Below are 14870 nucleotides of genomic sequence, written 5' to 3'. Positions count from 1 at the left end.
AGCAATACCACTTACAGCGTGTTATAAAACTGGTCTGTCTTTTCCCGATCCAGCGTCTTTTTTCATTCTTCCTCTGCCGTTTTTTTGCTTGTCCAGTAGGACAACGCGCCGTCCGTCTCCGCCGTTATGCTTTCTTTGTAAAGTGGTATTGCCCACTTCGAGGCCACTTCAAAACCACTTGACCGCCTATTTTTTCAGCAGCATGCTGTTCTTGCAACTGCAAAAAACAAAATCACAGGGTAGCTTTTTCATTGAAGCAGAGTGGTATTTCCGCAAACCTGAACAGGAGACAACGTGGAAAATTTAATACTCAAGAAAACGATCAGGAACATGATGGTATGTCTGGCCAGCGGTGGCGTGCTGGCGGCCTGCGGCGGCGGCGGTGACGCCGGCGCGCCGGCCGGTTCGCAATTGCTGGCGGCCAGCACGGTGGTCGCGTGCGTGCCGTGGCAAGAGGGCGGCACGTATAACGCGGGCACGGTGGTCACCTACCTGGGCGCCAACTACACGGCCCTGGTGACGCAGACCGATCACGTGGGCTCGGGTTGGAACCCCGTCGCCACGCCTAGCCTGTGGAGCGCAGGCGGCACGTGCGATGGCGGCACCACGCCAACTCCTACTCCGACACCAACGCCGACCCCGACGCCCACACCAACGCCGACACCGGCGCCTACGCCAAATCCAACGCCCACCCCGACGCCAACGCCAACCGGCGGCACGTGCGCGCTGGCGTGGGTGGCCGGCACGGCCTACAGCGCGGGCGCCACCGTCAGCTATGCGGGCACGAATTACCGCGCCAATTACTGGACGCAGGGCGATAATCCGTCGACCAGCAGCGGCGCCGCCGGCACGGGCAAGCCGTGGACCAGCCTGGAGATCTGCAGCACCACGCCTACCCCGACGCCAACGCCTACTCCGACGCCGACCCCAACGCCTACGCCGACACCTACTCCGACGCCAACGCCAACGCCGACGCCGACCCCGACGCCAACGGGCCGCGAAGTCGGTTCCTATTTCGCCCAATGGGGCGTGTATGGCCGCGACTATGAAGTGGCGAACGTGCATACCAGCGGCGTGGCCGACAAGTTGACCTTCATCAACTACGCTTTCGGCAATATCTATCCGAAAAACGGCGGCTATGAATGCGCCATGATCACCAAGACGGAGCCGGGCGCGACGAATCCGAATTCGCCGGATGCGGGCACGGGCGGCGATGCCGAGGCCGACTACATCCGCACGCCGAAACGCACCGTCGATGGCCAGGCGATTCCTTGGGATGCTCCCTTGTCGGGCAACTTCCTGCAGTTGAGAAAGCTCAAGGCGGCGCACCCGAACTTGAAACTGTTCATCTCGCTGGGCGGCTGGAGCTGGTCGAAGAACTTCTCCGTCGGTTCCGCCACGGATGCGCTGCGCAAGCAGATGGTGCGCTCGTGCATCGACATCTACATCAAGGGCAACTTGCCGGTGCAGGGCGGTCGCGGCGGCGTGGGCGCGGCGGCGAATATCTTTGACGGCATCGACATCGACTGGGAATATCCGGTCGGCGGCGGCCAGCCGTACAACACGGTCAGCCCCAACGACAAGCGCAATTTCACCTTGCTGATGGCGGAATTCCGTGCCCAGCTCGATGCGCTCGGCGCAGCCAACGGCAAGCGCTACCTGTTGACGGCCGCGGTCGGTGCCGGCAAGGACAAGATCGACAACACGGAACCGGCCCTGTACTCGCAGTACATGGATTGGATCAACCTGATGACCTACGACTTCCACGGCGGCTGGGAAAACAGCACCAACTTCAACGCCCAGCTGTTTGCCGACCCTGCCGATCCGTCGACAGGCATGGCGCGCGAATACGTGGGCGACAAGGCGGTGCAGTACATGATTGCCGCCGGCGTGCCGCGCGACAAGCTGCTGCTGGGCATGCCGTTCTATGGCCGCGGCTGGACGGGCGTGGCGCCGGGACCGAATGGCGATGGCCTGTACCAGGCGGCCACGGGCACGGCGCCGGGCACGTACGAGTCGGGCATCGAGGACTATAAAATCCTCGTCGCCAAGGCCGGCACGCGCTACTACCATCCCGTGACCAAGCAGCTGTACCTGTACACGGGGGCGGGCGGCCAGTGGTGGAGCTATGACGATCCGACCGTCATCGGCACCAAGGTGAAATACGTCAAGGACCAGGGCTTGCGCGGCGCGTTCTCGTGGGAACTCGATGGCGACGCGAATGGCGTGCTGGCAACCGAGGTGTGGAAAGTGCGGTAATGTTGATGTAGCGTAAGACGCGGCCGGATAGCCATGCTGTCCGGCCGTTTATTCATAAAAACACGGGAGGCGGGCGATGGCGGCGGTATCGACATTCGGAGTCAAGCAGAAGCAGCAGCAGGAGCAGCAGCAGGAACAGGAGCTGAGCCGCGAGTGGCGCAGCTGGATCGCGGAAAACCTCATGCTGGGCAGCCATCCGTCGGCGCTGATGCCGGTGCTGCAGCAGGCCGGCATCGCGGAGCCCCTGGCGCGCCGCGAAGTGGAGCTGGCGCTGCAGAGTCCCTACCTGGCCGGCGCCGTGCGCCTGTCGAACCGCCTGGCCAAGCGCGACTGGGTGATCGACATCCAGCGCAAGCTGAACCACCTGCGCACCCCCGAGATTCCCCGCCGCGACAAGCTGTCCGCGCAGGAATTCCTGGACGAGTACTATTCCATCAACCAGCCCGTCATCATCACGGGCATGATGGATGAATGGCCCGCCATAGCGAAATGGAGTCCCGCGTATTTCCGCGAGCATTACGCGCAGCGTGAGGTGGAAGTGCAGTTTGGCCGCGAAGCGGATGCCCAGTATGAAATGAACAGCGTGGCGCACAAGCGCAAGATGGCGTTCGGCGAGTACGCCAGCCTGGTCGAGGCCAGCGGCGCGACCAACGATTTCTACATGACGGCGAATAACAATTCGCAGAATCGCCAAGCCTTGCGCGAGCTGTGGGACGATATCGGCCAGCTGCCCGAATACCTGCGCCAGGATGGCGGCCCCACGGGATTTCTATGGTTCGGCCCGGCCGGCACGGTGACGCCATTCCACCACGACCTGACGAACAACTTCATGGCCCAGGTCAAGGGGCGCAAGCGCCTGCGCATCATGGCCGCCTGCGAGGTGGCGCGCGTGTACAACCAGCGCCACTGCTTTACGCCCGTCGACGGGCGCGACATCGACCTGCGGCGCTACCCGCTGATGGCCGACGTGCAAGTGCGCGAATGCGTGCTGGCGCCGGGCGAGATCCTGTTCCTGCCCGTCGGCTGCTGGCATTTGGTCGAAGCGCTCGACGTATCGATGACGGTGGCGTTTACCAATTTCAAATGGGATAACGATTTTTACAGCAAGTACCCATCTAATCACGACTTTTGATCGTGGCGCCGCATGGCGCGAACCTGCCGCGAACAGCCGCCTTATAGGCGGCTTTTTGCATGTTACGGGGCCATACTTGTATAAAATATTTCCATAAAATAATTGATTCAAATCATTTTGCAGCAATTATTTTGATATGAATGACCATGATGTTTCATTATCCAGATGGCGATGGCGGGCGGATAATTTTATGGCTGGCGCGGCGCCGGGCCGCTGATGGGGTTTGCCGGCGCGCGCCAGCACCGACAACCATCTGGAGGCGGCAGGGCATGAACACGCAGCACACGACACAAGCAGCAATGCAGTTGCAGCAAACACCGAAAATCACCGTGGACACGCGGCTGACGCGCGAAGCGGCCGAATTGCTGGCGAAGGCCGACATCCATTTGAATGGCCGCGCCGCCTGGGACATGCAGCTGCGCAAGCCGGGCGTGCCGGAGCGCGCCTTCGCCAGCGGCAACCTGGGGCTGGGCGAAGCGTACATGGACGGCGATTGGGATGCGCAGCAGCTCGATGAATTCTTTTGCCATTTGCTGCGCGCCAGGGTGGCCGACGATGTGCGCCCCATGCGCCTGGCCTTCCACGCGCTGTACGCGCGCCTGTTCAACTTGCAGACGGAGCGCCGCGCCTGGATGGTGGGCAAGGAGCACTATGACCTGGGCAATGCCTTCTATGCGGCCATGCTCGATCCGCGCATGACTTATACGTGCGGCTATTGGAAGGATGCCGGCAACCTGGCCGAGGCGCAGGAAGCGAAGCTCGATTTGATCTGCCGCAAGCTCGGGCTGGAACCGGGCATGCGCGTGCTCGACATCGGCTGCGGCTGGGGCAGTTTCATGCGCTATGCGGCGGAAAAATACCAGGTGCAGTGCGTGGGCGTGACGATCTCGAAAGAGCAGGCCGCGTATGCGCGCAGCATGCCGGGCGGCGAGCGCCTGGACTTCCGCCTGCAGGATTACCGCGACACCAATGAAAAATTCGACCGCATCGTCAGCATCGGCATGTTCGAACACGTGGGCCACAAGAACCACCGCACCTTCATGGAAGTGGCGCACCGCTGCCTGGAAGACGATGGCCTGTTCCTGCTGCACACGATCGGCAAGAACAAGCGCCATTCCACGTGCGACCCGTGGATCGACAAATACATCTTCCCGAACGGCGACTTGCCGTCGCTGGGCCAGATCGGCGACGCCATGGACGATTTATTTGTGGCCGAAGACTTGCACAACTTCGGCGCCGACTACGACAAGACCCTGATGGCCTGGCATGCGAATTTCGAGCAGGCGTGGCCGCAGTTTTCCGCCCAGCTGGGCGAGCGCTTCCACCGCATGTGGTCATACTATCTGCTGTCCTGCGCTGGCGCCTTCCGCGCGCGTGATTTGCAGCTGTGGCAATGGGTCTTGTCGAAACAGGGCGTATTGGGCGGCTATGAGCGTGTCAGTTGAGATGTGCGGCAACTGATATGATGGATTGATGGATATCAATCAAGCGCGTACCTTCCTGGAAGTGGCTTCCTGCGGCAGCTTCATCATGGCTGCCGAACGCATGCACGTGACGCAAACGGCCGTCAGCGCCCGCATCCGCACCCTGGAGCAGCAGCTGGGGCGCCAATTGTTCGTGCGCAACAAGGCGGGCGCGCGCCTGACGCCGGCCGGCGAGCGCTTCATGCGCCACGCGGCCACCATGGTGCAGGTGTGGGAGCGGGCGCGCCACCAGGTGGCCCTGCCGCCGGGGCGCGACGACGCCGTCAGCATCGGCTGCGAGCTGAGCTTGTGGCAGCCGCTGCTCGGCGACTGGCTGATACGCATGAGCCGCGACTGCCCCGAGATCGCCTTGCGCGCGGAAGTCGACAGTCCCGCGCGCCTGCTCGACGCCGTGCACGACGGCTCGCTCGACCTGGCCGTGCTGTACAACCCGCCCCAGCGCCCGGGCCTGGCCAGCGAATTGCTGGCCGAGGAAAAGCTGGTGATGGTGACCACGCGCGATGACGGCCAGATACAGGCCGATACGTATGTGTACGTGGACTGGGGCCCCAGTTTCGCCGCCAATCACCAGGCCGCGTATCCGGAGCTGAGCAGCCCGCCCATCTCGATCTCGCTGGGACCGCTGGCCCTCGTCTACCTGCTGGACGTGGGCGGCGCCAGCTATTTCCGCATCGGCAGCGCGCAACCCTATCTTGATGCGGGCCTCCTGTTCCGCGTGCGCGACGCGCCCGAGTTCTCGCATTCCGCCTACGCCGTGTACGCGGCCCAGCGCGACAATCCGACCCTGGACCGCGCCCGCGCCTGCCTGCTGGAGGTGGCGGAAAAGGTCAAGTAGATGCGACAGACGTAAAAAAGCCGACTCGAAGGTCGGCTTTTTGTTCAAGCGCAATGCTTAGTCTTAGTCGCGGCTGCCGCCAGCGAAGCCCAGCAAGGAGAGCAGGCTGGTGAAGATGTTGTACACGTCCAGGTAGATGCGCAGGGTGGCCGAGATGTAGTTGGTCTCGCCGCCGTTGATGATTTGCTGCACGTCATACAGGATGTAAGCCGAGAAGATGGCGATGGCGACCATGGAGATCACGATCGACAGTGCCGACAGGCCCAGGAAGATGTTCGCCACCGATGCCAGGATCAGCACGATCACGCCGGCGAACAGCCACTTGCCCATGGCCGAGAAGTCGCGCTTCGAGACCGTGGCGATGGTCGCCATCACGGCCAGGATGGTGGCCGTGCCGCCGAATGCCGTCATGATCAGCATGCCGCCGTTCGAATAGCCCAGGGTACGCGTCAGGATAGGCGTGAGCATCAGGCCCATGAAGAAGGTAAAGCCCAGCAGGACGGCGACGCCCAGGCCCGAGTTCTTGGTCTTTTCAATCGCGTACATGAAGCCGAATGCGACGGCCATGAAGATGATGAAACCCATGCCGCCGGTCAACATCGGCAAATGCATCTGCACGCCGATGAAGGCGCCCAGCACGGTCGGGATCATGGACAGCGCCAGCAGCCAGTAAGTGTTGCGCAAGACCTGATGGCGGACTTGCTGCATGCCCCCCGACAGGTCAAAGGTGCGTTGCATGTTCTGATTCATAGTGCCTCCGTGTTGTCAATTCAAATTACTGCTTTGCCCAAGGATAGCATGAGGGCCGGAATTTGCCAAAAAAGCAGCTTAAGATTTCATTAAACGGGGGCGGGGCGGCAAGATGCCCCCTGCCTGTCTGGGTGATATGGGGTGGAGTATGGTAAAATCAAAGGTTGATTGAGTTATCAATTTACCGTTTTAAACCTTACTTTTTATTGGAGTTTTCACACATGGCAATCGAACGCACCCTGTCGATCATCAAACCAGACGCAGTTGCAAAAAACGTAATCGGTCAAATCTACTCCCGTTTTGAAAACGCTGGCCTGAAAATCGTTGCAGCACGCATGACCCAACTGTCGCGCGAACAAGCTGAAGGCTTCTACGCAGCGCACAAAGAACGCGGCTTCTTCAAGGATCTGGTCGACTTCATGGTTTCCGGTCCAGTCATGATCCAAGCCCTGGAAGGCGAAAACGCCGTTCTGGCCCACCGTGACCTGATGGGCGCGACCGATCCGAAGAAAGCAGAAAAAGGCACGATCCGCGCCGATTTCGCCGATTCGATCGACGCTAACGCCGTACACGGTTCCGACGCTGTCGAAGCTGCTAAAGTGGAAATCGCTTACTTCTTCCCAGAACTGAAGGCTTAATTGCCTTAGATAACGTTATTTCCTGGCGTTATCTGTGAAATAACTTATCACCCCCTGTTCCCGCTGCGCTGTGGAGTTTTCGCTCCGGATGCGCGCGGGGACGGATTTTTAGAATAGACATGATCATGAATACGACGACCCTCACCAACTTGCTGGACCTTGATCCCGCGCAACTCATCGCCTACTGCGCCGAGTTGGGAGAGAAACCGTTTCGTGCGAAACAATTGCAACGTTGGATACACCAGTTCGGCGCTTCCGATTTCGACGCCATGACGGACCTGGCCAAGTCGCTGCGCGACAAGCTGGCCACGCGCGCCGAAGTGCGCGCCCCGGCCATCATCAGCGACCACACGTCGACGGACGGCACGCGCAAGTGGCTGGTTGATGTAGGCAATGGCAATGCCGTGGAAACCGTGTTCATTCCGGAAGAAAACCGCGGCACCCTGTGCATCTCGACCCAGGCCGGCTGCGCCGTGAACTGCCGTTTCTGCTCGACGGGCAAGCAAGGCTTCAACCGCAACCTGTCCGTGGGCGAGATCATCGGCCAGCTGTGGATGGCCGAATTCGAATTGCGCCGCACCAAGGGCATCGAGCCGGGCCCGAAAGGCGAGCGCCAGATCACCAACGTGGTGATGATGGGCATGGGCGAGCCCCTGCTGAACTTTGAACCGACCGTCACGGCCTTGAAATTGATGCTCGACGACAACGCCTACGGCCTGTCGCGCCGCCGCGTGACCCTGTCGACGTCGGGCGTGGTGCCGATGATGGACAAGCTGTCGCAGGAAGTGCCGGTGGCCCTGGCCGTCTCGCTGCACGCCTCGAACGATGCCTTGCGCGACGGTTTGATTCCACTGAACAAGAAATACCCGCTGAAGGAATTGATGGCGGCCTGCAAGCGCTACCTGGAATTCGCCCCGCGCGATTTCATCACCTTCGAATACTGCATGCTGGACGGCGTCAACGACAGCGACGAGCACGCGCGCGAACTGCTGGCGCTGGTGCAAGACCGCGAGTTCGGCGTGAACTGCAAGTTCAACCTGATCCCGTTCAATCCCTTCCCCGAGTCGGGCCTGTTCCGCTCGAAAAACCCGCGCATCAAGGCCTTTGCCCAGGTGCTGATGGATGGCGGCATCATCACCACCGTGCGCAAGACGCGCGGCGACGATATCGATGCGGCCTGCGGCCAGCTGGCCGGCGAAGTCAAGGACCGCACGCGGGTGCAGGAACGCATGGAAAAGATGACTGAGTATCAACAAAAATTTGGCGCCAATTTCGGCAAGATCGTGGAAATCCGCTCCTGATGAGGGAATGCATGGCTTACCAACGCTCGCTCGCTGTGGCCGCTGTTTGCCTGGCCGTGCTGCTGGTCGGCTGTGCTTCCGCTCCCGTCGATGCGGGCGCCGCCTTGCGCCAGGAGGCGCTGGCGAGTACGCAGGAGCGTGCCGCGCTGCGCTTGCAGCTGGCCAGCGCGTATTATGCGCAAGGCCAGCTCGACGTGGCCCTGGCGGAAGCGGAACAGGCCGTGCAACTGGCGCCGAACGATGCGCAAGCCTATGGCGTGCGCGCCCTGATCCTCGCGGCCCAGCGGCAAACTGTGCCTGCTGAGAAAGATTTCCTTTACGCTTTGCGCCTTGCGCCCCACAATCCTGAGTTGAGCAATAATTACGGCCTGTTTTTGTGCCAGACGGGACGCGCCGCGCAATCGCTGGCGTATTTCGATGCGGCCTTGGCCGATGCGGCGTATGTGTCGCCGGAAAAAGCGCTCAACAATGGGGGCGCTTGCAGCCTGGCCCTGAACGATTACCCGCGTGCGGGCGCATATTTGATGCGCGCCGTGCGCATCGCACCGGACGTGGCAGTGACGAACGCCGGCCTGGTGCGCGTGTATTACCAACAGCAAGACTACCGGCAAGCGGCTTATTATTTGCAGCGGCTCGGCAGGATAGCAACAATGGAGAGCCAGACGGCCGATGTGCTGTGGCTCGGGATCAAGGTGCAGCATAAGCTCGGGGATGCGGGTGCGGAAGCTGGCCTGGGGGCGCATTTGCGCAACCACCATTCCGGCTCCCCCGAATATGCTGCTTATCAAAATGGGGCGTTTGATGAGTGAGACAGGGATACCAATGAATTCAGAGTGGGCAGAAACGCCTCAGCAGCAGCCCCAGGGCAATCTTGCGTTGGCAGGCGCACAGTTGAAGGCGCAGCGCGAAGCGCTGGGCTGGCCGGTGGAACAGGTGGCCGACCAGCTCAAGCTGGCGCCGCGCCAGGTGATCGCGCTGGAAGAGGGCGACATGGCGGCCTTGCCGAACGTGGCCGTGGTGCGCGGTTTCGTGCGCGCCTACGCCAAGGTGGTGCGCCTCGACGCGGCGCCGCTGGTGGCCATGATCGAAGTCCATCCGGCGCCGGCGCAAGACCCGGCCGCGCCCGTGCGGCGCGAGATTTCCGCCACGTTTTCCGAATCGCGCTTCCCGTCGATGACGCAGCGTTCGTCGAACCAGACTCCCCTCTGGATCGCCGGCGCCGTGGCTGTCGTCGTGGCGGCCGCCTTTGGTGCCTATAAGCTCGGTTATGTGCCGGCCAGCCTGCTGTCCGCGCATGTCGAGAAAGAAGCGGCGCATGCGGAAGTAGGCCCCGTGGAAACGACCCTGATCAAGCCGGGCCAGGATTTGACGCCCGTGCAGTCGCCGTCCGTGCCCCTGATTTCCGTGCCGCCGCCGCCAGGCAACGATACGCAGACGGGCGCACCGGCCTCCGCCATCGCTTCGGCGCCGGCCGCCGCCGTGCCGCCAGCAGCTGCGCCGGCAACGACGCCAGCCGTGACGCCAGCGGCCACGGCCGCCGTCACGCCGCCGGCGGCTGCCGTTACCGCCGCCGTGGGCGCGAATGCGCTGGTGCTGAAGGTGGAGCAAGATTCCTGGGTGGAAATTCGCCGTCCCGGCACCTCGCCGCTGATTTCGCGCATGGTCAAGGCGGGCAGCACGGAAACGTTCGACATCACCGGTCCGGCCACCTTGGTGGTGGGCAAGCCGGGTGTCGTGCAGGCAACTTTGCGCGGCGCCAAGCTGGACTTGCCGACCGTTGCCGGTGGCACGATTTCCCGTGTCAGCATCAAATAATTGCAGTAATCGTTCACGCAAACTCAGAAGATAATATTATGGCTACCTCGAAAACAGCGATCGGCTCCGGTCCATCCGGCCGGCGCGACAGCCGCAAGGTGCTGATCGCGCACGGCCAGCGCCAGATCTGGGTGGGCGGCGACGCCCCCGTGGTGGTGCAGTCGATGACGAACACGGACACGGCCGACGCCATCGGCACGGCGATCCAGATCAAGGAACTGGCGCGTGCCGGTTCGGAACTGGTGCGCCTGACGGTGGACCGTCCGGAAGCGGCCGCGGCCGTGCCCTACATCCGCGAGCAGCTCGACAAGATGGATATCGACGTGCCGCTGGTGGGCGATTTTCACTATAACGGCCATACCCTGCTCAATGATTACCCCGATTGCGCGCGCGCGCTGTCGAAGTACCGCATCAATCCGGGCAACGTGGGCAAGGGCGCCAAGCGCGACACGCAATTCGCGCAAATGATCGAAGCGGCTTGTCGTTATGACAAGCCGGTGCGCATCGGCGTGAACTGGGGCAGCCTGGACCAGGCCTTGTTGGCGCGCATCATGGATGAAAACGCGGGCCGCGCCGAACCGTGGCCGGCGCAAGCCGTCATGTATGAAGCGCTGGTGACGTCGGCCATTGAAAACGCCGTGCGCGCCGAAGAGCTGGGCCTGGCGCGCGACAAGATCATCCTGTCCTGTAAAGTGTCTGGCGTGCAGGACCTGATCGCCGTGTACCGCGAACTGGCGCAGCGCTGCGACTATCCGCTGCACCTGGGCTTGACGGAAGCGGGCATGGGCAGCAAGGGCATCGTCGCTTCGACGGCGGCCCTGGCCGTGCTGTTGCAAGAGGGCATCGGCGACACCATCCGCATTTCGCTCACCCCGGAACCGGGCGGCGACCGCACGCGTGAAGTCATCGTCGGCCAGGAAATCCTGCAAACCATGGGCTTGCGCAAGTTCGCGCCCATGGTGATCGCCTGTCCCGGTTGCGGCCGCACGACGTCGACCACCTTCCAGGAGCTGGCCGACAACATCCAGACGTATCTGCGCGAGCAGATGCCGGAGTGGAAAAAGTCGTATCCGGGCGTGGAAGCGATGAACGTGGCCGTCATGGGCTGCATCGTCAACGGTCCCGGCGAATCGAAGCATGCGAACATCGGCATCAGCCTGCCCGGCACGGGCGAATCGCCGGCCGCGCCCGTGTTTGTCGACGGCGAAAAAGTCGTCACCCTGCGCGGCGAACGCATCGTCGAGGAATTCCAGGACATCGTCTTGAATTATGTAAAGAGTCACTATGGAAACACGGTTGCCGCCTGAGCCTGATCCAATAAAAAAGTAAAGAAGAACACTATGTCCGAAAATAAGAAATTCGATAAAATTACCGCGGTGAAGGGCATGAATGACGTGCTGCCCGCCGACGCCCCGCTGTGGGAATTGTTTGAAAATACGGCGCAATCCGTGCTGCAAAGCTATGGCTTCCAGCAAATCCGCACGCCGATCGTGGAAGAAACGAAATTGTTCGCGCGCGCCATCGGCGCCGTGACCGATATTGTTGAAAAGGAAATGTATTCGTTCACCGATTCGATGAACGGCGACAACCTGACCCTGCGTCCTGAAGGCACGGCTGGCGTGGTGCGAGCCGTGGTCGAGCACAACCTGGTATACGAAGGCCCGAAACGCCTGTGGTACAAGGGCCAGATGTTCCGCCACGAGCGCCCGCAAAAAGGCCGCTACCGCCAGTTCCACCAGTTCGGCGTGGAAGCCATCGGTTTTACGGGCCCGGATATCGACGCGGAAATCATCATGCTGTCGCGCCGCCTGTGGGATGACCTGGGCCTGGAAGGCATCCGCCTGGAACTGAATTCGATCGGCGACGCGGCCGAGCGCCTGCGCCACCGCGCCGACCTGATCGCCTACCTGGAAAGCCACAGCGAGCTGCTCGACGAAGAAGCCAAGCGCCGCCTGCACAGCAATCCGCTGCGCATCCTCGACACCAAGAACCCTGCCATGCAGGACCTGGTCAATGGCGCGCCGAAGCTGCTGGACTACCTGGGCGAAGAATCGCTGGCCCACTTCCACGGCGTGCAGAAGATCTTGAACCACAACAACATTCCGTTCACCATCAATCCACGCCTGGTGCGCGGCCTCGACTACTACAACCGCACCGTGTTCGAGTGGGTCAGCGACAAGCTGGGCGCGCAAGGCACGGTCTGCGCCGGTGGCCGCTATGATGGCATGGTGGAAATGTTCGGCGGCAAATCGACGCCCGCCGTCGGTTTCGGCATGGGCGTGGAACGTCTGGTGCTGCTGATGAAGGATGCAGCCGAGCCGGAAGCCCCGGCCCAGTGCGACGTCTACCTGGTGCATCAGGGCGAGCAGGCGGGCTTGCAAGCCTTCGTGCTGGCCGAGCGGATTCGCGATGCGGGCCTGGACGTTGTGCTACATTGCGCAGCGAGCAACGGCGGCGGCAGCTTCAAGACGCAAATGAAAAAGGCCGATGCCAGCGGCGCGGCGTTTGCCGTGATCATGGGCGACGATGAAATCGCCAATAACGTTGCTACGGTGAAAGCCATGCGCGAAGCCGATGCCGGTGCGCAACAGAACACGGTGCCGTTCGACGATGTCGTCGACTACGTGGTGGACCAGATCATCGGCGACCACGATTGCGGCCATGACCACGGTCCTGGCGGCCACGTGCATCATCACCATTGATTTGACGCAATACCGTTCTACCCTCGATCAACTACTCATTAAAACTGACGACCCATGGCATACGATCACGAAGAACAAGAGCAACTGGCAACCCTCAAGGCCTGGTGGCAGCGCAATGGCAATCTGACCTCCTGGGTCCTGATCGTGGCGCTGGCAGGCTACAGCGGCTGGGCCGGCTGGCAGTACTACCAGCGCACGCAGGCTGCGCAAGCGGGCCAGCTGTACGACGAACTGCAAAACGCCATCGCCGCCAAGGACACGGCCAAGGTGATGCGCGCGGCCGGCGACATGCAATCGCGCTTCAGCGGCACGGCGTATGCACAGATGAGCGCCCTGTCCGCGGCCAAGGTGGCATTCGATGCGAATGACCTGAAAACGGCCAAGACCCAGCTGCAATGGGTGGCCGAGCATGGTACGGAAGAGTACAAATCCATCGCCAAGCTGCGCCTGGCCGGCGTCCTGCTGGATGAAAAAGCCTACGATGAAGCGCTGAAAGTGCTGGCGACGGCTTCCGTGGCGCAATTTGCCGGCGCCGTGGCCGACCGCAAGGGCGACGTCCTCGTGGCGCAAAACAAGCTGGCCGAGGCGCGCACGGCTTACCTGGCCGCGCTGGCTGCGACGGACAAGAACAATCCAGGCCGTCAATTGATCCAGGTCAAACTGGAAGCGATCGGCGGTACGGTACCGGAAGACAAGGCCAAGGCTGACAAGGCTGCTGCCTGACAGGAACACTGATGGTGCGGCTGCGCGGCGTTGTGCGCCGCCGGCCTTGCCCTTACAAGTACAAGAAAAAGGTTGGATAACACTTATGCGTGTCACTGAAAAGCTGGTAGCTGCAAGTCTGTTGGCCCTGATGGCCGGTTGCTCGTCCTGGAACCCGTTCGCCTCGAAAGATCCGAAAGTCGAACCGGCCAAGCTGGTCGAGTTAAAATCGAGCATTGCCGTGCGCGACGCCTGGAAGTATTCGATCGGCAAGGCCGGCGTGTACGCGTTTACGCCTGCGCTGGCCGGCAACAGCCTGTACGTGGTCAATGCCGATGGCGCGCTGGCGCGCCTGGATGCGGCCAGCGGCCGTGAAACGTGGCGCATCAAGGCCGGCAGCGACATCACCTCCAGCGCCGGCAGCGATGGCGCGCTGGTGGCCGTGGGCGCCGCCAAGGGCGCCGTACTGGCGTTCGACGCCGATGGCAAGCAACTGTGGAAGGCACAGGCGTCCAGCGAAGTATTGACGGCGCCCGTCGTGGGGCAGGGCGTGGTCGTGGTGCGCAGCGTGGACAACCGCATCGTCGGCTTCGACGCCAAGACGGGCGAGCGCAAGTGGACGGTACAGCGCGCCACGCCGGCCTTGACCTTGCGCAATGCGCCGGGCATGGTGCTGGGCGGCGCGAATATCTACGTGGCCCAGCCGGGCGGCAAGCTGCTGGCACTGACGGCGGCCACCGGTGTGGTACGCTGGGAGATCGTCGTCAGCGAACCGCGCGGCGCTACCGAACTGGAGCGCGTCTCCGACATCGCCGGCACGCCGGTGGCGTTCGAAGGCGAAGTGTGCGTCGTCACGTACCAGGGCAAGGCAGGCTGCTTCGATGCCGCCACGGGCGTGCCGCGCTGGACCAAGCCGATCTCGTCCGATGTGGGCGTGGCCGTCGACCAGCGTTTCGTGTTTGTTGCCGATGACCAGGGCGCCGTGGTGGCGTTCAGCCGCGAAGGCGGCCAGAGCGCCTGGAAGAATGAGGCGCTGGCACGCCGCCGCCTGTCGACGCCGGCCTCCTACGGCCGCAGCGTCGCCGTCGGCGACTATCAAGGTTATATCCACTTCCTGTCACGGGAAGATGGCGCATTAATAGGTCGTGTCAGCACCGACGGTAGCCCGATTGTTTCGGCTCCCGTTGTTGCCGGTTCGAATTTGATTTTTCAAACCCAATCAGGGACAGTGACCGCTCTCGCGGTCGAGTAA

13 protein-coding genes are annotated in these 14870 nt (G+C 62.1%); 12 read left to right on the top strand and 1 reads right to left on the bottom strand.

Annotation, left to right across the window (positions count from 1 at the left end):
* Nucleotides 1–294 precede the first annotated feature (294 nt).
* The 4 genes from O3298_RS01825 (at nt 295) to O3298_RS01810 (ending at nt 5710) form a co-directional block, all read left to right on the top strand.
* Nucleotides 295–2259, top strand: coding sequence for a glycosyl hydrolase family 18 protein (locus tag O3298_RS01825; RefSeq protein WP_305058384.1), 1965 nt, complete (start codon nt 295–297; stop codon nt 2257–2259).
* A 76-nt stretch (nt 2260–2335) separates the two neighbouring features.
* Entirely contained in the window at nt 2336–3391 is a 1056-nt protein-coding gene (locus tag O3298_RS01820; RefSeq protein WP_305058383.1) for a cupin-like domain-containing protein, read from the top strand.
* A gap of 299 nt (nt 3392–3690) precedes the next feature.
* Nucleotides 3691–4836 (top strand): cyclopropane fatty acyl phospholipid synthase, encoded by a 1146-nt coding sequence (gene cfa / locus O3298_RS01815; RefSeq protein ID WP_305058960.1) that lies wholly within the window; start codon nt 3691–3693, stop codon nt 4834–4836.
* Between the two features lie 28 nt (nt 4837–4864).
* The gene (locus O3298_RS01810) at nt 4865–5710 is read left to right on the top strand and encodes a LysR family transcriptional regulator (RefSeq protein WP_305058382.1); all 846 of its coding nucleotides are present in this window, start codon (nt 4865–4867) and stop codon (nt 5708–5710) included.
* A 63-nt stretch (nt 5711–5773) separates the two neighbouring features.
* Here the strand turns inward: O3298_RS01810 and O3298_RS01805 are convergent, their stop codons facing one another.
* Nucleotides 5774–6460 carry a Bax inhibitor-1/YccA family protein gene (locus O3298_RS01805; protein WP_034752039.1) on the bottom strand — a complete coding sequence of 229 codons (687 nt, stop codon included), beginning with the start codon at nt 6458–6460 and terminating at the stop codon, nt 5774–5776.
* Nucleotides 6461–6681: 221 nt separating this feature from the next.
* On the opposite strand from O3298_RS01805, the gene ndk reads away from it, so the two are divergent.
* The 8 genes from ndk to bamB all read left to right on the top strand — a co-directional run bounded on the left by ndk (nt 6682) and on the right by bamB (nt 14870).
* A complete protein-coding gene (gene ndk, locus O3298_RS01800; protein ID WP_034752036.1) occupies nt 6682–7098 on the top strand; it encodes a nucleoside-diphosphate kinase in 417 nt (138 codons plus the stop codon).
* A 125-nt stretch (nt 7099–7223) separates the two neighbouring features.
* On the top strand, nt 7224–8399 hold the full coding sequence (gene rlmN / locus O3298_RS01795) for a 23S rRNA (adenine(2503)-C(2))-methyltransferase RlmN (RefSeq protein ID WP_034752035.1): 1176 nt from the start codon (nt 7224–7226) through the stop codon (nt 8397–8399).
* 11 nt (nt 8400–8410) lie between these two features.
* Nucleotides 8411–9208, top strand: a complete 798-nt coding sequence (pilW, locus tag O3298_RS01790) for a type IV pilus biogenesis/stability protein PilW (RefSeq protein ID WP_305058381.1) — start codon at nt 8411–8413, stop codon at nt 9206–9208.
* 67 nt (nt 9209–9275) lie between these two features.
* Complete coding sequence (locus O3298_RS01785; protein WP_354670185.1) at nt 9276–10214, top strand: helix-turn-helix domain-containing protein; 939 nt, start codon at nt 9276–9278, stop codon at nt 10212–10214.
* A gap of 38 nt (nt 10215–10252) precedes the next feature.
* Nucleotides 10253–11521: a flavodoxin-dependent (E)-4-hydroxy-3-methylbut-2-enyl-diphosphate synthase gene (gene ispG, locus O3298_RS01780; RefSeq protein WP_305058380.1), complete on the top strand. Its 1269-nt coding sequence runs from the start codon at nt 10253–10255 to the stop codon at nt 11519–11521.
* A gap of 33 nt (nt 11522–11554) precedes the next feature.
* Nucleotides 11555–12916, top strand: a complete 1362-nt coding sequence (gene hisS / locus O3298_RS01775) for a histidine--tRNA ligase (protein ID WP_099667087.1) — start codon at nt 11555–11557, stop codon at nt 12914–12916.
* 54 nt (nt 12917–12970) lie between these two features.
* Complete coding sequence (locus O3298_RS01770; protein WP_099667088.1) at nt 12971–13639, top strand: tetratricopeptide repeat protein; 669 nt, start codon at nt 12971–12973, stop codon at nt 13637–13639.
* Between the two features lie 85 nt (nt 13640–13724).
* Nucleotides 13725–14870 (top strand): outer membrane protein assembly factor BamB, encoded by a 1146-nt coding sequence (gene bamB, locus O3298_RS01765; protein WP_099667089.1) that lies wholly within the window; start codon nt 13725–13727, stop codon nt 14868–14870.

The organism is Janthinobacterium sp. SUN137, from assembly GCF_030587265.1.
GTDB lineage: Bacteria > Pseudomonadota > Gammaproteobacteria > Burkholderiales > Burkholderiaceae_D > Janthinobacterium > Janthinobacterium kumbetense.
Note: the sequence above shows the minus strand (reverse complement) of the source record. Positions and strands in the feature narration are given on the sequence as shown.